Below are 18,250 nucleotides of genomic sequence, written 5' to 3'. Positions count from 1 at the left end.
CGGTCCTCAGTTTAAGTCTGAGTCGCCCCACAATAAAATATCGTTTGATCAGGGATTTTCTTCTCTAAAAATCGCCGAGATTTGATACTTTTCGGGGGTGTTTTGGGGTCGATTCTTTGGTGTTGCCCAAAAAAAATGCCCTGATCGGCACTTCTTCTATCGCGATCTCCACGTAAATTCGATGATTTCGGTTCAGTTATGGGTTCAAGTCCGCACTCCGTCACTGATATCGAACTTGATCAGGTATTTTACATAAATCTACGTGCCTCAGATTTCGTGCAGTTGACGTTTATTCAACGTTTATTCACCAAAATGGCCGAATCTCAGTCTTTTCTTCACAGAGTGCAAAATCGCGCTCGGTTGGTCTGGGTCCGCCTTGAGGAGCTTCGGGTCGTTGAGGCTCGGTGGCTCTTGCGTTCGGTGGTGAGCTCGGTAGGCGGCGATTCAGCTCGGCACGCAAGTCCAGGTTCAGGCAAGAACGGAGCGGAGATCATCCTCCATTTGCGCAGGATAGCTGCGGGATGGGTCCGCACTCGAATGGCAGAGGAATCGCGGGGGAGAGGACGACGGCAGGTCTACTGGACCTGCTCCGGCGACGCCGCTCAGTGTTCTGAGTGGTGCGTGCGGCGCGTCTGCGCGAGCCGCTCGCGGTCCAACGTTGCGGAGAGATATTGGGTGTCCAAGGTCTCTCTGGCCTGAAATGGTTGTTGCGTATGAGCCAGGTCAGCGGGAATCTCTTACGTGCAGGGCAAACGGGACTCTACTGTCTGCGCGGGCCGTATAGCCCAGTCTCCGTGGGATCATTCCCGTTTGAGGTCCGGCTTGCGGGCCGAGGATTGGTCCGTTACGAGAATGCTGACGGATAGCGTGGGAAAAATTACGCTTACATCGATTACAATGTTTACATGAAGACTAAAGCGCCACTTGGGCGACCCATCTCCGTGCGGCTTCCCGAAGATCTGCGCGAGCGTGTCGAAGCGCTCGCCATAGCGACCCGGCGAAGCCAGGGTGATGTTGTGCGCGAAGTGCTAGAGCGAGACCTGTCGGAGTTGGAATGGGAGCACCGCATCATCGCCCGCGCTGCGGACCTTCGCTCGAGTCGGGTGCAGGCCGTGCCGCTCGCTGTTGTTGAGCGCGAGCTGGGGCTGAGCGATGCCTCGGTCGATGCCAGCATCCTGGATGAGATCGAGTGAGTTGGGACGTTGAGCTATCACCCGACGTCGTGAAGTGGTTTCGGAAAGCTGATCCACAAACCGCCCGACGTGTCCGTGACGCACTCCGAGCAATCACGACACTCGACACCCCCCGGGACCGAGGCAAAGCCCTCACCGGAGGCCTCTCAGGTCTGTGGCGATATCGCGTCGGAGATTATCGCGTTGTTTGCGACCTTCAAGACGCACGCCTGATCGTTTTGGTGATTGACATTGATCACCGCAGCAGCATCTATGGATGATCGAAGGATCACTGGCTTGCGGCAGTCCACGGAGTCCAACTGCGTCAGCTGGGCGCGATGCCTGACGTCGGCACATCCAATACCAGCCCGCCCCGCAGAGGGTCCGGCTTGCGGGCGGCGTTCGGCGCAGCACTCCGGGCTGCGACGTTACTCGGGGCGATTGAGCACGTCGCCATCCCACGTCAGGTCGGCGTCGGTTCGGATCGGGAGGACCTCGAGACCGGGAGTCTGCACGAGCTCACGGATGAGCGCCGTCGTCCCGGCAACGAGCGTCGAGTCAAAGTCGATTTCGGTGGCGAGCACCCAGGACTGATCGTCAGGCCACAGGATGCTTGGCGATTGTGCCCACATCACGCCGTCCACCCAAGGCGCACGACCGGGCCACGCAGCATCCGCGAAGGTGTTAGCGCCGGCCTCGAATAGAACGTAGTGCCGTCCCGTGCCTCCGTGGAGGTCGAAACGTGGCCCGGCTGCTGCTTCACGAGTGAGCACGCCTGAGCCTGGTTCCGGCTCTGGGCGGGCACGGTCAGGAAGAGCGTCGATGACGGAACGCGCCCCGGCGATCCCCTGCCGGGCGGCCGTGAAAAGTCGCTCCCGAAGCGTCGGATCAGCGATGTGCGCTGCATCCTCTTCGGTGTAGCGGGTGGACGCTTCGCCGGTTGATTCGGGCCCGAAGTGTGCGATCCCCGCCGAGCTCACGAGACCGCCCCACCCCTCCCAGATCGCGGCGATACCCGCATCCGGAGTCGTGGTGTGACGGGAAAGAACCGTGGATGCCGTCGTCAACGAGGCCGCATCAAAACACCCCTCAAACGTGCTTCCGTAGCGCCAACCGTCGGCCCCGATCGCGCCGTCGGCATTGCCATAGTCGCGCCGCACCAGCCGCGCGTACTGTGCCTCGGCGTGCATGGTTGTGCGGAACGATGCCGCAGCCTGTGCCCACGTGCTGCGCTCCCTCTCAAGCGACGCCTCGATGTCATCGACAGCCTCGAAGTGCGTCGCGGCATCGACACTCTGCCACGTCTTCGTATCGCGCGGGCGATCGCGATCGACAGGATGAAACACGCGCGCGTACGCCTCGAAACCGCGAGGAACAATTGACAGGAGGCTGCCAAACGGCTCAGCTTCCAGAGGGCGAAGCCACTCACCCCGCCCGATGTCGGGCACCCACTCGAATTCTTCCGGCATACACCCATTCTCCCCGGACGAAACAGCCCGGCTTCCTCGCTCGATGCCTTGAACTGAGTTGGTCAGCGTTCCCCTCGCGCGTCCCTGTCCCCAGACCGCCGATGGTTGTAGGCCCTCGGGTCAGTCGCGTGGGTTCTCGCGGTTGATCGTCATCCTCGATCGAATTAGCTGAATGCCCAAGAACAGCACGGCTGCTACCGCGAGGACGCCGAGACCGCCCAGCACATAGCCGACCGAGGCGACGTTTCCGCTTATTTCCGCTTGCAGCACTGTGGGTATGAGCATGGCATCCACGCTAGCTACCGGCGCGGCGAGAAACAAACAAAAGACCGACCACACTGTTCGGAATTGGAGTGAACGCCTGGTCCGGGGTCATAGCCGCAGTTCGCGCAGAGGGTTCCCCCTCGACACAGCTGGCGTCGATCCTGATCCATCGTGCCTCCGCACGGAAATGTCACAGTGGCCGTCCGGTTTGCGGGCACCAGCTAAGGTCACGGCACATAGGAATATCGATGCGCGCTTCACGGGCTTCTTCGAACAGATGCGAGAATGAGGCCTTCACGCTCGGTAAAAGGGGGACGCCAGGTCATGACCAATACGACTTCGGGCAAGTTTGCGCCCGGTCTGTGGTTCGATCAGATATGAGCCGTAGTTTTCAAGTTGGTCTGGCCGTGATCCTCATCTCCGTCGCCTTGCTGTGTGGTGTTCCCGTCGCCGCTGCCGCCTATGAGGCACGAGCTCCTGGGTATCAGTGTGCGGTCTCCCAACCGGTACCGGCCGAGGCCCTACTTGAGCGAGGGGCCACGGGGACCTTTTCAATCTGGCCTGTCGGACTTGAGTGCCGCTATCTAAGCGCGAGTGACACCGAGCTGATCGTGTCACCCGGTTGGTTCCTCTCTGGACTCGCCATTGGAAGCCTGACGGCGTTGTTGGGGTTGTTCGTCCTGACTGCCCTGTCGATGGTTCAATCAGCTCAATTGCACAGGCGCACGGTCGACTCCTAGCACCGGTCCGAATCGTCCCGTGGCGGGTTCCCAAGTGACGAGGAGCGCGGCCCTGCCCCTGCTCGGCATGAGCCCCACCCTGCAACGCTCCCGGTCTCCGTTTCGCTCGCAGCACAGCCGGCCAGAATGTTGTTGCCACTGTGAATCCTGCAACTGGACGGAATTCGTCCCGGGCCGCCGGAATTGGAGCGGCGGTCCCTGTGAACAAATCATTGACAAGCACAAAAACGTTAATGTAGCATCGGTCCATCGCAACAAAAACGTTTTTGGAGATGGTTCGATGGGGAACATTCGTGTGGGCATCAAAGATGTCGCTGCGGCGGCGGGCGTATCTGTCACGACCGTGTCTCATTCGCTCAGTGGCGGCGGAGTGCTCCCTGAAGCAACGCGCAAACGTGTACAGCTCATCGCCCGTGAGCTCGGGTACGCTCCGAACCGGTTGGCGAGCGGCTTGCGCAATCAGCGCTCACAGACCATCGGCTTCGTGAGCGACGAAATCTCCACGACCCCTTTCGCTGGTGCCGTTGTCCTCGGCGCCCAGGACGCGGCTGCCGAACACGACTGGGTTCTGATGGTCGTCAATTCCAATATGGACACCGATCTGGAGAGCCGCGAGATTCGGGCGCTCCTCCAACATCAGGTGGACGGCATCGTGTACGCCAGGATGTATCACCAGAAGGTTGTCGTTCCGAGCACGCTCGGGAGCATCCCCACTGTTCTCCTGGACGCGGAAAGTAATGACGACCGATTCGCATCGGTTGTTCCCGACGAGGCAGGGGCGGCTGTGACGGCCATGGAATACCTGTTGCGGGCCGGTCATACCCGGATCGGCTACCTTGCGAACGAGGATGACATCCCGGCCGCGGGCAGCCGTTTGGCCGGTTATCGCGACAGCCTTCGCTCCCACGGGCTAGTCGTGGACGAGTCGCTCATCTCGACCACGTCGCCGTCGGCGACGGGCGGCCGGACCGCGGCCCTGGCATTGCTCGGTCGCGCCGAGCGTCCCACCGCGTTGTTCTGCTTCAATGACCAGATGGCCATGGGCGCCTACCAGGCGGCTGCTTTGAAGGGTCTGTCAGTTCCAGAAGATCTCTCAATCATCGGAATCGATAACCTCGAGCTCATCGCGGGATCGCTGTTCCCCGGCCTCACGACCGTCGCGTTGCCACACTACGAGATGGGACGCTGGGCCATCGAACGCCTGCACGCGGAGATCAACGGCGACACGGCGAATGACCCGCGGCATCTTCAGCTCCACTGCCCGCTCGTAGAAAGGGCATCGGTTGCCCCGCCCCCGCAATACGCGGAGACGAGACAACCGCACTAACGTCGCAGTCGCTCTAACGACTGCGTTGATCGGCACGCCGATTACTCACCCAATAAAATCCCTCGCAAGCAACCACCCACAGAAGGAATCACGAATGAGACACGCAAAGACGCGCCTTTTCACCGCCAGTTTAGCCGTAGCGGCGCTCACACTTGGTCTCGCGGCCTGTTCGACGACGAGCGGCGGTGGCACGGACGGCACGGATGGCAAGCTCACGCTCTGGACCCACAACGCCGGCAACAAGACCGAATTGGACGCCATCGAGGCGATCGTCAAGGACTATAACGCGAGTCAGAGCAAGAACACGGTGAAGGTCCAGGCTTTCCCTCAGGCGTCCTACAACGATTCGGTGGTCGCCGCTGCTGCCGCGGGGAAATTGCCCTGCATCGTGGACATCGATGGCCCGAATGTGCCGAACTGGGCGTGGGCGAAATACCTGACGCCGCTCGACCTGAGTGTGGACCTGAGCGAGAACCTGCCCAGCACCTTGGGTGTCTGGAACGATGAGACATACTCCTTCGGCTACTACGACGTCGCTCTGGCGATGTTCGCCAAGAAGTCTGTGCTAGCCGATGCTGGCATCCGTGTCGCGACAACGGATGCACCTTGGACGAAGGCGGAACTCGACAGCGCGCTCAAGACGCTCAAGGCCGAGGGCAAATGGGACAACCCGCTCGACCTCGGGACGGCTGGCACGGGGGAGTGGATTCCCTACGCGTACTCGCCGTTCCTGCAGTCCTTTGGCGGCGACCTCGTCGACCGCTCGAATTTCCAGAGCGCCGACGGCGTCCTCAACGGGGACAAGGCGGTGGAATGGGGCGAGTGGTTCCAGGGACTCATTAAGGACGGATACGTCGCCGCAAAGAGCGGGAAGGACTCGACGCTCGATTTCCAAAATGGGAAGAGCGCGATCCTGTACACGGGAAGCTGGGCGGCGGACAGTACTCGCCAGGTGCTTGGTGATGACCTCGCTGTCATGCCGACCGTTGACCTCGGAACCGGCCCGAAGATCGGCGGCGGATCCTGGCAGTGGGGCGTGACCACCGGCTGCGCGAACCCGGAAGCAGCCATGGACTACCTCTCCTTCTCGCTCCAGCCGAAATATGTCGCAGCAGTTGCGAAAGCCACCGGGACGATCCCGGCAACCGCGGCGGCGGCGGCCCTCATCCCCGGCTACGAGGAGGGCGGTGAACTCGCCGCATTCCGCGACTACTCCGAGAAGTTCGCGGTGCTCCGCCCGGAGACGCCCGCGTACCCGTTCATCTCATCGGTCTTCGCCAAGGCGACGCAGGACATCATCAGCGGCGGAGACGTGCAGAAGACCCTTGACGACGCCACCAAGTCGATCGACGCCAACATTAAATCCAACGGCGGATACACGCAGAAGTAGCTGACCGCGGGTGGGGTGCATCCTGAAACAGGACGCACCCCACCCCCAGCCAACGGAGGAATCATGACGTCCACGCAATCTCCCTACCTCGCGCCCCCAGAGGGCGTAATCACCGCCGGTAGACGGGTCAAACCGGCCCGTCGCCCCCGCAATATCTCCCAGCGCCGGGAAGAATTCGCGGGCGTGACAATGCTCGCACCCGCAGCCGCATTGCTCGTGCTTTTCATCTTCGTGCCGGCCCTGCTGGCCTTCGGGCTCGCCTTCACGAACGCCCGCCTCATCTCGCCCTACCCGGCATCTTTCGTCGGGCTGGACAACTTCTTCCGATTGTTCGCCGATGAAACCTTTTACCGGGCGCTGCTCAACGTGGCCTATTTCGCGGTTGTCGTTGTTCCCCTTCAGGCAGGCCTCGCTCTGGTCATGGCGATTTTGATCAACACCCGGGTCCGGGGAACGACTTTTTTCCGCACGGTCTACTTCCTCCCCGTCGTCACGTCGATGGTCGTCGTTTCCCTGTTGTGGCTGTTCATGTATCGCCAGGACGGCCTGATCAATGTGATCCTCGATCGCGTCACGTTCGGGCTGGTCACCGGACCGGACTGGCTGAACGACCCGGCCACGTCGATGCCCGCGATCATCCTCATGTCGGTATGGCAGGGCGTCGGGTTCCACATGATCATCTGGCTCTCCGGCCTGCAGACGATCTCGGCCGAACTCTACGAAGCCGCCGACATCGACGGCGTATCCAAATGGCAACGATTTCGCTACATCACGTGGCCGGGCCTGCGAGCCACTCGCAGCCTCATCCTGGTGACCATCACCATCGGCGCACTCAGCCTGTTCACCCAGGTGAGCGTCATGACCCAGGGCGGACCGCTCGACTCGACGACGACCGTGGTCTACGAAGCCGTCCGATCGGGGTTCCAGCAACAGGAGACGTCCTACGCCTCCGCCATTTCGCTCGTATTCTTTGCCATTGTGCTCGTAATCGCAGCGATCCAGCGCTTCCTAACCAGAGAGAAGGCCTGACATGGCCATCGAAATCCAGGCCCCTCCCGCCGCCATTGTCACTCGATCGTCCGCGCGTCGCCGGGGTCGCCGGGGATCCCGAGTCGGCGCCCTCGGCTGGATCGCCCGAATCGCTCTGGCGGTGCTCTTCTCCTTCCCGATTCTGTTCATGTTCGTCTCCTCACTGAAACCAGATCAGCAGATCTTCGGCGACCTTTCATCCATTGCCGCGTTCCTGCCCATCGGTAATATTTCGATGGACAACTACGCAGCAGTCTTCGACCGAGTGCCGGCGGCACGGTTCCTCATCAACTCCATCGGCATCTCCGTCATCACCGTCGGTCTCGGTGTCATCGTCAACAGCCTGGCCGCATTCGCCCTATCCCGGATGCAGATTCGCGGCAAAGGAATCATCCTCACTCTCATCATCGCGACCCTCATCGTCCCCTTTGAAACGCTCGCACTTCCCCTCGTGTGGTGGGTCAACCAGCTTCCCTCCTTCGTCGTCGATGGGTTCAACATCACCTTCACGAAGGGATGGCTGGACACGTATCAAGTGCAGATCATCCCGTTCATCGCCAACGCGTTCTCGATCTACCTGTTCCACCAGTACTTCGAATCAATACCAAAGGAGCTCGACGAAGCGGCCCGGATGGACGGTGCTGGCTGGTTCCGGATCTACCGCAAGATCATCATGCCGCTGTCCGGTCCAGCCATCGCAACGGTGGCGATCCTCACGTTCCTGCCAGCGTGGAACTCCTACCTGTGGCCCCTAATGGTGGTGCAGACGGAAGAGCTCCGGCCCGTGATGGTTGGCGTGCAGTACTTCTTCCAACTCAACGTCTCCTGGGGTCAGGTGATGGCATACGCCTCATTGATCACACTTCCCGTGGTCGGCCTGTTCATCGCGTTCCAGCGTTCCTTCATCAGCAGCATCGCCTCGAGCGGCGTGAAGGGATGATCGGGGAACGTGCGCTGACGGAACCGGATCAGGAGAGATTCCGGCCAGCGATCCACTACACCGCAGACCGGAATTGGCTGAACGACCCCAATGGACTGCTCTTCTACAGGGGCCTCTACCATCTCTTCTACCAATACAATCCGAGCGGCAACGTCTGGGGCAACATGTCCTGGGGCCATGCGTCATCCCCGGACCTGACAACCTGGACCGAACAACCCGTGGCCATTACCGGGGACTTGAACGAGGACATTTTCTCGGGAAGCATCGTCGTAGACGCGGACAACACCAGCGGATTCGGGTCCGTCACTACACCCCCACTCGTGGCCATCTACACGAGCGCCTTCACCGGCCGGTCGTCTTATGCCGGGTTGCAGGCGCAGTCCCTCGCGTTCAGCCTCGACGAGGGCCGAACGTGGACGAAACACCAAGGCAACCCCGTTCTCAACCGACACTCACCCGACTTCCGGGACCCCAAAGTCTTCCGATATTCCGCGGGTGGCGAGGACTATTGGGTGATGGTCGCCGTCGAGGCGCTCGAGCACAAGGTCGTAATATATCGCTCAGCGGATCTCAAGGACTGGACATATCTCAGCAGCTTCGGTCCTGCTAACGCGATCGGGGGCGTTTGGGAATGCCCTGATCTGTTCCCTCTCGCAGTGGACGGCGACGTCGATAACCTGAAATGGGTACTCATTGTCAACCTCAACCCAGGCGGTGTCGCCGGAGGATCGGGTGGACAGTACTTCCTCGGCGACTTCGATGGCACCAGCTTCACCTCAGAGACCACCGTTCCCGAGGACGGTCACGATGAGGCAATTAGGCTCCGTAGCTACAGCTGGCTGGACTGGGGGCGCGACTACTACGCAGCAGTGTCATTCAGCGGGGTTCCGGGCGGCAGACGGATCATGATCGCGTGGATGAATAACTGGGACTACGGGAACGACATCCCCACCAGCCCGTGGAAGAGCGCGATGTCTCTTCCCCGCGAAATTCGGCTCGAAACCATGGATGACGAACTCCATCTCGTCCAGACCGCCATCGACGACCGGCCTCCTGCCCCTGCGGCCTTCTCAGTGGTTGACCAGGAGATCAGTGAGGGCGCTGTGCTGCTCCCGGAAGCAGCGTGGGGCTCGGTGCTCCGAATCGACGCGACCATTACTCCCGGAACGGCGGGCGAGATCGGCCTCATCATTCGCGGCGGGTCGAACGAAGGAACATCCATCGGATACAACGCTTCGACCGGCTGTCTGAACGTAAACCGCAAGCGCTCCGGGGAGGTCGACTTTCACTCGGCCTTCGCGTCGACGGAATCAGCACCCGTCACTCTGATTGGAGGCAAAGTCAGGCTCCGCATCTACGTCGATCGTTCTTCAGTGGAAGTCTTCGCTCAGGACGGCATCGTCACCATCACGGATCAAATATTCCCGAAGACGGCCAGCCGGGAGATCTCGCTGTATGCGACACACGGCGGGGGCCACCTTGATTCGCTGGCGATCCATGATCTTCAGCGCTAACGACGTCACCAACCCGGCGGCGCGCACCGACCCGAACTTGCCGATCGTCGGCAGTCCCATGGTCGGTCGGCTCACGCCCGATTCCGCGGCCAAGAGATGGTTGACGGCTAGCGTGGGACACGACAGAGCATCGACGCCCCACGCTCCCGGCGGATCTCTACAGTCGAAGTGAGACTGCTGGCAAGGCTCCGGGCGAGAGTGCGGCGGATGCAGCGGGTGAAAACAGCGAGCGGGGGGCGTTCATCGTGCACCGATGCGGCGACGAGGTGCGTCTCGCGTGCGCTCACTCACCCGCCCCGCACCGCGGCAGCCCTGGCGAGTCCTTTACCCACTTCTGCTGATTGCCCAACGCATCGCGCGTAGACGCTACCTGCGCTCACTTCGCTGAGCCGCAGGCCACCTGACGGCAATAAGGCCCTCGCTCCAGTTGACGGTGATAAAGCCGTCAGGTAGCCTGAAGGGAATAACACCGTCGCAAGGGGAGGGCCATGGCAGCACGTGGAGAAGTGAAAGGCCCTGAGGGCTTGGGGCGCATGCTGCAGCAAGGGCGCCTGGTGAGCGGGCTCACGCAGCGGGAGCTCGCCGAGAAGCTGGAGACGGACCAGAAATACATTTGGGGGTTGGAGTCCGGCAAGAACACGATTGTGCTCGAGCGCATTTTTGCGATCATGCGCGAGACCGGCATTCGCATGTATATGGAGGTCAACGACCGGGAGGATGAGCCCCGTCCGGGCGGTGAGGACGAACGCCGTGGGTGACCTGCGCGTGGAGCTCTACGGCCAACTCGTGGGTCACCTGGTCGGCACGGAACGCCGCACCTTCGACTTTGTCACCGCGAAGAATGCCATCAACACGTTTGGGCTCGGCAGCACGATCCTCTCGGAGTCGGTGCCGTTCGACCTGATCAGCAACCGCAGCAGGGCGGCGCGTCGACGAAATTTCTTCGCCGAACTCCTGCCCGAGGGCACCGCGCTGGACACGCTCGCGGCCGAAATCAGGGTGTCCAGTGACGACGTCATCGCCCTATTGGCCCAGTTCGGCCGGGATGTTGCCGGTGCCGTTCAGATTTTCGACCCGGAGGCGCCGGGGGAGCCTCGCACTCCTGCCCTCGCCCCCGTTGAGGCGGCCGAGGTCGGTCGGATGCTCACCAACACGCAGGCCGCGCCGCTGGGAAACCGGCCCAAGTCCGGCCGCACGTCCCTGGCGGGCGTGCAAGACAAGATCGTGCTCGCACGACAGGACAATCAGTGGTTCCAGGTTCTCGAAGGGTATCCGTCGACGCACATCGTTAAGCCGCCGTCGGCGCGCTTCCCGACAATCACCTTTGACGAGGAGGACGGCTTTCGTGCGGCCAAAGCTGCGGGCCTGACCACGCTCGACGCGTGGATCGAAGACTTCGCCCGCATCCCCGGTCTCGTCATCGAGCGGTATGACCGATCGCCGGAGGCACCGCAGGGGCGCATCCACCAGGAAGACATGAACCAAGCCCTGGGCGCATCGAAGAACGAGAAGTATCAGGAGTTCGGCGGGAAAGTGTCGCTCAAACGAATAGCGGATGTCCTCGGTCGCGACGGCGACCGGGCCTCCGTTGAGCAGCTCCTCCGACTCCTGACCGTCTCGCAGGCCGTGGGCAACCTCGATATGCACGGCAAGAACATCAGCATGCTCCACCTCCCCGACGGCAACACCAGAATCACCCCGGCCTACGACGTTGTCCCGCAAACTCACCACGATAGCGACGGCAAAATGGCTCTCGCCATCAACCGAAAATATGCCCACGCCGCCATGACCATCGACGATCTCATCGCCGAAGGCGAGTCGTGGAACGTGCACACACCGCGCGCGATCATCACGTCAGCGCTTGATGCTGTGGACCAGTTCGTCCGCTCCGAGACTCCCGTCGAGCAGGCGTATGCCGGGCTTCAGGAGGACATTGCCCGGTTCACGAGAAATCTTCTGAATGGACGTCCGACGGGCGCCATCCACTAGCAGGAACTCCGCCCCGGGCTGTAATCGAGTGGCCCCGCGAGTTGCACCCTTGACGACATTCGTGCCATATTTTAGAACTTTGGCCATGCTCAATCTCGGGAGGGTGACTGGCTGCGGTTGCCGCGGTCTGGAGATTTGATGCGCGCACGTTTATTCAACGTTTATTGCCTCGAAACAGGCCGAACCCAGTCCAGACATTTCGAGAAATTGGAGGCGGATAGAACAAGGAACTCCTCGTCAGGTCAAAACTACTCGAGGTTTTGACGCATCCTCTGCCGGCTCGAGAAAGAGTCCCGCGCAAGCCGTCGGTCCTGGGTTCAAGTCCCAGTCGCCCTACTGTAAATATGGTTTGATCAGGGTTTCTTGTTTTGTCCTCGGGGGCAAGACTTGATGGAGTTAACGTTTATTCAACGTTCATTCAGAATAAACGGCGTGTTTCGAGCCTTCGAAGAGTAGGTGCACGACCCGGTTCGAGTGGTCTGGAATGACCTTGAACACCTATGAGTTATGGACACTCAGCACCTCATCGGGCTCGGTGTTGAGCCGGTATTAACGACAAGCGAACTCGCCGAGTATCTCGGCGTGAACGTGCAGGCCATCTACGATTTGCGCAACGACGGGCGTGGCCCGTCCGGCTTTCGGGTTGGCCGGGAGATCCGCTACCGCGTCTCCGATGTTCTCGGCTGGCTCGATGGTCTCCACGAGCCAGCACAGTCTCTGCGTGAACGCGGGGGTGGGCGCTGATGGCTGGACGACCACGACTGCCAATCAGCACCTTCGGTTCCATCACGACGACCAAGGTCGGCCCAGAACGATTTCGGGCGACGACGGTCTTCCGGGACTCTGATGGTCAGGTGCGGCAAGTGGGCGCGACGCGTCCGTGCCGCAACGCGGCGGTGGCAGCGCTGAAGGAGGAGCTGGCGACTCGCTGAATGCGGGCTCTCCGTTCCGGCTGCTCGCCGAGGCGTGGATGGAGGATGTGCTTCTCGACGTGGATCGTGCCCAAGGGACAAAGGACGTCTACGAGAGTGAGCTGCGCCGGCTCGTGCTGCCATATTTTGAGAACTTCACTATTCGTGAAGTGACTGTCGGTCGTATCGAACTGTTTCTCAGGATGCAGCGTGCGAAGACGTACACGCGCGCGAAGCATTCCCGCAATGTCCTGGGCATGGTGCTGGCTGCGAAGGGAGATCATTCTGCGCAATCCCGTCAAGGAGACGTCGCGGGGGAAAAAGCCCCCTCACACGCCAAAGGCGCTCACGCCCGACCAGATAGTGGCCATCAGACTGGCGGCCCGCGAATGGCACACAAAGGAGGGCCGGATGGGGCGCCGGTCCGACGGTCAGGTGCGGGACGTCATCGAGGTGATGCTCGGCACGGCAACGCGTATTGGCGAGGTCCTTGCGATTCGGCAGTGCGATATCGACTTGGACGCCGATCCGCCTCGGGTGACCGTGTGCGGAACGATCGTCGTGAATAGGGGAGCCGGTGTGGTCCGCCAGGAGCATCCGAAGACGCACGAGTCGAACCGGGTCATTGGCGTGCCGCAGTTCGCGGCCGATGTGATTCGTGAGCGCTTAAAGCTGATCGACCCGGAGGACTCCGAGCATCTGCTGTTCTTCTCGCGGACGGGTACGCCGCTGACGCCGTATAACGTGAGGCGAACATTCCGCAGGATACTGCGAGCCGCCGGTCTCGAGGGTCTGAACATCTCCCCACACTCCTTCCGCCGAACCGGTGCAACACTCCTCGCCAACGAGCTCGGCATGCAGGCTGCGGCGGACGTTCTCGGACACACCTCGACGTCCACGACGAAGGCCCACTACGCCGAGCCCGACCGCACGGTCAAGCCGGGGCCCGCCGCGGTGCTACAGAAGCTCGCACCGCCCAAGTGAGGTGTCGCAGTGGGGAACCTCAAATGGCACGACAAGGAAAACGTTTCCGCTTCTCGTTGCCTTTGTGACGCAATACAGTCAGGTTGGGCGCACGACCGCCCCTACGGCAGACGGCGATATTGACAATCTTCCCGGCTGGTTGACGACGGTTTCTACCCGATTGTGTTTGGACCGGCTGCGCGCCCGCGTCCCGGTCGGTCAGCGGACGCTCGCGCCCGCTACCCCCATTGACACCCGCCTCAAGCAGGAGGAAGCTTCAATACAGGCAATAAGCCTCGCCGGTCGGAGCCTTGAGGAAGCATCACCCATGACGATTCGCATTCGTCCCGGATTCAAGTCCATAACCGCGATATTGCTGCTGGCGGTGGCGGTGTTGGCACCTAGCTCCGCCGCGTACGCGGCAAAGCCGACGCGGGCGACGATAGTTCCCGAGGCCATGTTCCTCCCCGCCGGCCAAGGCTGCGCGTTCGCCTTCACAGAATCCCCGAACGCGGATGCTCGGGTCACGGTCACCGAGTTCTCCGACGGTCGGGTTGTGACCAAGGGGCGCGCGTACCCGACCCTCACGAACCCCGAAACGGGCCTGTCGGTCGTACACCACACGGTCGGGAACATCACGGAGTATCCCGAAGTGGACGGCCAGATCGAGGTGAAGATCAGCGGTCAGTTGTGGATCACGTTCTGGCCCGGGGACCAGGGCCCATTCGGGTTGGTGGAGTACCCGGGGCTGTCGCTCGCCGTTAACGGCCATTCGCGAGCCACAATCGACACCTCAAATGGGCTATACACGTCCTTCGCGCTGAACGGGACAGCCGAGGACCTCTGCGCTCCTCTGGCGCACGAATAGCCAATTCAGCCGTCCGATGATCCGGGCGTGCACGCAAGGGTCGTTGAGCGGGCGGTTGACGCCGACATTGTGGGTGAGTGGCCAGGATGCCGGCCCTTACCTGGGCCGGATCGCTGGTGCATGGAAGTAGCGCTAAGCGGCTTCAGAGTGCCGAGCGCCTTCGGCGGGGGAAACGATCGGAGCGGTGAATCCGCGCGCTAATTCCCCTCTGCCAGCACGGCACAGACGTCTGCCAAGACTTTGCCGTCGAGGGAATAGGCGGTAATCGCATCGGTATCGACGTCGTACGTGAAGGTCTGGTGTCCGGCGACGCTGTACGTCTGAGTCTCGGTCACCGGGCCTGCTAGCCCGATGTCGCCGGCGTAGAACCCGATCAAGTATCGGCCATCGATCGTGACGTTAAAGTCGTTGGTCGCTTCGTCGTAAGTCGCGACGGACGCGTAACGGGACCGTTGTGTGAACGTTTGGCCAGTTTCGGCATTCGTCCATACGCCGGTGCCAACATTGTGTTCCCAGAATCGGTCCCCAGGGAGAGTTTTTTCCGAGCCTTTTACCGTGATGTCCCCCAACACGGCGAACCCTGGGCAGAAGTCGCCCGCCGGGGACTCGACCTCAAATTCCTCAGCATTGGCGCTCGAAACGGGTCCGAACCCCACCGACAGGATTGATGCCGCAACCAGGGCGCGGCGTAGCTGCATGGGCATCGTGGCCTCCAAGGGTTAACTCTGTGATGCGGACGCTACGCGCCATTGTCGGCGACCGCAACGGTATGCCGCGCCCGCAGCAGCGCACTTGCCGCCGCGGCGCTCACCAACTCAACCACCGCTCGATGATCCCCATGCCGCCACTCGGCCATCGATGGCGCGGCTCGTAAACCGGTGGGTGGAGCGGGCTTACGTCGAATAGTCGGGCGCCGATATGCGTCGATGCGGAGACCCCGGCAGCGAGTTGAGCGTGAGAAGCGGGTCACGTCCCGCCGGGTGGTGTAATTCATCGTCACCGTGCGGGTCAGTTGTTTTAGTTTAGGCGGCAGCGAGTTCTGGGAGGATCACCGCCTCGTCGATGACCTCGGTTGGGTTGTTCATTGTGGCCAGCTCGAGCATCGAGGCTTCGGAGAAGTAGCGTCGTTCGCCGGCTTCCCACTCGTCGTGTTGCTCGATCAGGACTGCGCCCGCGAGGCGGAGGAGGGCGGCGGAGTTAGGGAAGACGCCGACGACATCGGTGCGGCGTTTGATCTCCTTGTTGACCCGTTCCAACGGGTTTGTCGACCAGATCTGTCGCCAGTGACGCCGCGGGAACGCGGCGAAAGCGAGCAGGTCGGGTTGGGCATCGGTGAGCATCGCCGCGACCTTCGGGTGGGACCGGCTGAGCATCGTGGTGACCTCACGGAATTGCTTCTCGATGTGCTCGCGGTCGGGCTGGGCGAAGATGGTGCGGATGATCGACGCGACCATCTCCTGGGATCCTTTCGGGACCACGGCGAGGACGTTTCGCATGAAGTGCACTCGGCATCTCTGCCAGCCGGCGCCTTGGAAGACCGTGCCGATGGCCTTCTTCAGCCCGGTGTGGGCGTCAGACATGACCAGCTTCACCCCGTCGAGACCGCGGGTCTTCAACGACCGTAAGAAGCTGGTCCAGAAGCCTTCGTTCTCGCTGTCGCCCACGTCGAACCCCAGGACTTCCCGCCGTCCGTCGGCGGCGACGCCGATCGCGACGACGACGGCCTGGGACACGATGCGGTGCCCGACGCGCGCTTTGCAGTACGTGGCGTCGAGGAACACGTACGGGAAGTCCTGAGCGGCCAGGGTCCGGTCCCGGAACTCGGCCACTTCCGTGTCGAGGCCGGCGCAGATCCTGGACACTTCCGACTTGGATATCCCGGTATCAGCGCCGAGCGCCTTGACGAGGTCGTCGACCTTTCGGGTCGAGACGCCGTGGACATAGGCCTCCATCACGACGGCGAACAGGGCTTGGTCGACGCGGCGGCGGCGCTCGAGCAGGGCGGGGAAGAACGACCCGGCGCGCAGCTTCGGGATCTTCAGATCAAGGTCCCCGGCGGTCGTGCTCAAAGTCCGTGGCCGGGTGCCGTTGCGGTACGTGGTGCGGTCGCCGGAGCGTTCAAACGGGGCGGCGCCGATGAACGCGCTCGCTTCCGCATCGATGAGTTCTTGATACAGAGTTTCGGTCGCGACGCGGATGCGGTCGGTGACATCGGTGAGTTTGAGTTCTCCCAGCAGGTTGAGCAGGGCAGACTGGTCTAGAGCCATCGTGTGGTGTCCTTCGTGAGTTGCTTTAGTCGGTACTCACTGACCATCGCACGATGGCTCCTTGCGTTGACGAAGCAACGCTCAAAGCGGGGAAACCACACCACTCAATGGGACATGACCGAGAAGCGCGAACGATTGTGACCCTGGTGATTGCGGAGAGATGAGGCGCAGGGGGCTGATACACAGGCAGGTTGGTATGACGACGGAACGGGGACGATGAGGTGGTGCGACGGTGAGAACTGGACCGACTCGGTGCAGCCTGCCGCGCCGAAAGCGCCTGGCATCGACAGAATGATCAGCCGAGCCCAAGCCGATGCTGTTGCCGGCGCGCCACCACGTCCTGCACCGTCCGGCTGGAGCTATGTGGTTCTGCAGGTCGTCCTCAAGGAAAAGTTCTTCGGCAATGGTTCAGGGAACCTCACGGGGCTGGAGAAGGTGATCAACAAGCAAGCCGCGCTCGGGTTCCGGTTGCACACCATCAGCACGGCGGCCGCAGGCAGCAGTGGGTTCGGCGGGGGTGACCGCATCCAGGCGACGATGGTTTTCGAGCGCATCTCCTGACCCAGTCCTTCCGACCTCCTCGATCAGGCTTGCCGCTGCGTGGCAGACCGTCCGCACCCGCGAATTGCGATTTGTCGGACGGCAGGGGTCACGCTAGAAGACGGGCAGTCTCGATACTCTCGCGAACGGTGCCGTTCACCGCCTGACTCAGACTGACGCTTCATCTGTTCCTGTGCCATCCCAGAACTCGCGCAAATCCTTTTCTGTTGCAGACTTGATTTCGGTCAGGCTGGTCAGCAGAACCTGCTCTTGAACGGTTACAGGGGGCCGACTTCATCTTGGACATCAATTCGCAATGCCCTTTGACAGAACTTCTCTGCAGGTAGTCGCTGCCTCGTCGAATCCATCACGGTACATCTCTTCGTCATGTTTGTTGACGACCGTATCTCTGATCTCTCGTAGTCCCTCGCGGGCAATCCGAGCGATATTGGTCCAAATTGACATGTTGCTCCGCGTGCGCGTCGTGGTCGATACTGCCTTGTCCGGGGTGCCGTCGGGTGCGGGTTGCGGAACGTCTCGTAACTCATGGGGTTTGAGGCACTTCGGTTTTGCGACACATTCGGATTCGCGCGGCGGAATTGCAAGGCGGTCCATTGATACGAACCTCGGAGTGGGGATGCTAACGCTCCCCGTTAGCGACCTCCTCGATCCAGTCCGCTTCTTCATCGGTCAAATGAGTTACATCTGAGACTTTTCGGCCGGACCATGAAGCGTTCGGCCCGACCTCACCGCTCGCGGCTTCGAGCGTGGCGATGATGTCAGCAGAAAGCGCATCGCCGTTGTTGGCGATCAACCAGCTTTGTGTCGCCGCGTCCAGCAGGGACCACCACTTTTCGATGGGCATGT

General features: G+C 61.5%; 18 protein-coding genes. 13 read left to right on the top strand and 5 right to left on the bottom strand.

The window, feature by feature from the left end; translation table 11 throughout:
* The first annotated feature begins 905 nt into the window (after positions 1 to 905).
* Positions 906 to 1,193 carry a type II toxin-antitoxin system RelB family antitoxin gene (gene relB / locus AC1MB9_RS07395; protein WP_479964374.1) on the top strand — a complete coding sequence of 96 codons (288 nt, stop codon included), beginning with the start codon at positions 906 to 908 and terminating at the stop codon, positions 1,191 to 1,193.
* On the top strand, positions 1,190 to 1,453 hold the full coding sequence (locus tag AC1MB9_RS07390; protein ID WP_479964373.1) for a type II toxin-antitoxin system RelE family toxin: 264 nt from the start codon (positions 1,190 to 1,192) through the stop codon (positions 1,451 to 1,453). The genes relB and AC1MB9_RS07390 overlap by 4 nt, the downstream gene beginning before the upstream one ends.
* A 147-nt stretch (positions 1,454 to 1,600) precedes the next feature.
* Here AC1MB9_RS07390 and AC1MB9_RS07385 read toward each other — a convergent pair whose 3' ends face one another.
* Positions 1,601 to 2,641 (bottom strand): hypothetical protein, encoded by a 1,041-nt coding sequence (locus AC1MB9_RS07385; protein ID WP_479964372.1) that lies wholly within the window; start codon positions 2,639 to 2,641, stop codon positions 1,601 to 1,603.
* A 120-nt stretch (positions 2,642 to 2,761) separates the two neighbouring features.
* Positions 2,762 to 2,926: a hypothetical protein gene (locus tag AC1MB9_RS07380; protein ID WP_479964371.1), complete on the bottom strand. Its 165-nt coding sequence runs from the start codon at positions 2,924 to 2,926 to the stop codon at positions 2,762 to 2,764.
* A gap of 999 nt (positions 2,927 to 3,925) precedes the next feature.
* On the opposite strand from AC1MB9_RS07380, the gene AC1MB9_RS07375 reads away from it, so the two are divergent.
* From AC1MB9_RS07375 to AC1MB9_RS07330, 10 genes are all read left to right on the top strand, one after another.
* Positions 3,926 to 4,972 carry a LacI family DNA-binding transcriptional regulator gene (locus AC1MB9_RS07375; RefSeq protein ID WP_479964370.1) on the top strand — a complete coding sequence of 349 codons (1,047 nt, stop codon included), beginning with the start codon at positions 3,926 to 3,928 and terminating at the stop codon, positions 4,970 to 4,972.
* Between the two features lie 94 nt (positions 4,973 to 5,066).
* Positions 5,067 to 6,362, top strand: coding sequence for a sugar ABC transporter substrate-binding protein (locus AC1MB9_RS07370; protein ID WP_479964369.1), 1,296 nt, complete (start codon positions 5,067 to 5,069; stop codon positions 6,360 to 6,362).
* A 63-nt stretch (positions 6,363 to 6,425) separates the two neighbouring features.
* Positions 6,426 to 7,391 (top strand): carbohydrate ABC transporter permease, encoded by a 966-nt coding sequence (locus tag AC1MB9_RS07365; RefSeq protein ID WP_479964368.1) that lies wholly within the window; start codon positions 6,426 to 6,428, stop codon positions 7,389 to 7,391.
* A 148-nt stretch (positions 7,392 to 7,539) separates the two neighbouring features.
* Positions 7,540 to 8,331 (top strand): carbohydrate ABC transporter permease, encoded by a 792-nt coding sequence (locus tag AC1MB9_RS07360; protein WP_479964596.1) that lies wholly within the window; start codon positions 7,540 to 7,542, stop codon positions 8,329 to 8,331.
* Positions 8,328 to 9,845 carry a glycoside hydrolase family 32 protein gene (locus AC1MB9_RS07355; protein ID WP_479964367.1) on the top strand — a complete coding sequence of 506 codons (1,518 nt, stop codon included), beginning with the start codon at positions 8,328 to 8,330 and terminating at the stop codon, positions 9,843 to 9,845. Before AC1MB9_RS07360 ends, AC1MB9_RS07355 begins: the two co-directional genes overlap by 4 nt.
* A 488-nt stretch (positions 9,846 to 10,333) precedes the next feature.
* Positions 10,334 to 10,603: a helix-turn-helix domain-containing protein gene (locus AC1MB9_RS07350; protein WP_479964366.1), complete on the top strand. Its 270-nt coding sequence runs from the start codon at positions 10,334 to 10,336 to the stop codon at positions 10,601 to 10,603.
* On the top strand, positions 10,596 to 11,834 hold the full coding sequence (locus tag AC1MB9_RS07345) for a type II toxin-antitoxin system HipA family toxin (protein WP_479964365.1): 1,239 nt from the start codon (positions 10,596 to 10,598) through the stop codon (positions 11,832 to 11,834). The genes AC1MB9_RS07350 and AC1MB9_RS07345 overlap by 8 nt, the downstream gene beginning before the upstream one ends.
* Positions 11,835 to 12,341: 507 nt before the next feature.
* Positions 12,342 to 12,578: a helix-turn-helix transcriptional regulator gene (locus AC1MB9_RS07340; RefSeq protein ID WP_479964364.1), complete on the top strand. Its 237-nt coding sequence runs from the start codon at positions 12,342 to 12,344 to the stop codon at positions 12,576 to 12,578.
* A 578-nt stretch (positions 12,579 to 13,156) separates the two neighbouring features.
* A complete protein-coding gene (locus tag AC1MB9_RS07335; protein ID WP_479964363.1) occupies positions 13,157 to 13,729 on the top strand; it encodes a tyrosine-type recombinase/integrase in 573 nt (190 codons plus the stop codon).
* Between the two features lie 307 nt (positions 13,730 to 14,036).
* Positions 14,037 to 14,576, top strand: a complete 540-nt coding sequence (locus AC1MB9_RS07330) for a hypothetical protein (RefSeq protein WP_479964362.1) — start codon at positions 14,037 to 14,039, stop codon at positions 14,574 to 14,576.
* Positions 14,577 to 14,773: 197 nt separating this feature from the next.
* Here AC1MB9_RS07330 and AC1MB9_RS07325 read toward each other — a convergent pair whose 3' ends face one another.
* Positions 14,774 to 15,292, bottom strand: a complete 519-nt coding sequence (locus AC1MB9_RS07325) for a hypothetical protein (protein WP_479964361.1) — start codon at positions 15,290 to 15,292, stop codon at positions 14,774 to 14,776.
* 306 nt (positions 15,293 to 15,598) lie between these two features.
* Positions 15,599 to 16,843, bottom strand: a complete 1,245-nt coding sequence (locus AC1MB9_RS07320) for an IS256 family transposase (RefSeq protein ID WP_479963004.1) — start codon at positions 16,841 to 16,843, stop codon at positions 15,599 to 15,601.
* A gap of 150 nt (positions 16,844 to 16,993) precedes the next feature.
* Between AC1MB9_RS07320 and AC1MB9_RS07315 the strand changes: the two genes are divergently transcribed.
* A complete protein-coding gene (locus AC1MB9_RS07315) occupies positions 16,994 to 17,404 on the top strand; it encodes a DUF2510 domain-containing protein (RefSeq protein ID WP_479964360.1) in 411 nt (136 codons plus the stop codon).
* A 619-nt stretch (positions 17,405 to 18,023) separates the two neighbouring features.
* Here AC1MB9_RS07315 and AC1MB9_RS07310 read toward each other — a convergent pair.
* Complete coding sequence (locus AC1MB9_RS07310) at positions 18,024 to 18,248, bottom strand: hypothetical protein (protein ID WP_479964359.1); 225 nt, start codon at positions 18,246 to 18,248, stop codon at positions 18,024 to 18,026.
* Positions 18,249 to 18,250: the final 2 nt, after the last annotated feature.

The sequence above is a fragment of the Cryobacterium sp. AP27 genome, assembly GCF_056680495.1.
Note: the sequence above shows the minus strand (reverse complement) of the source record. Positions and strands in the feature narration are given on the sequence as shown.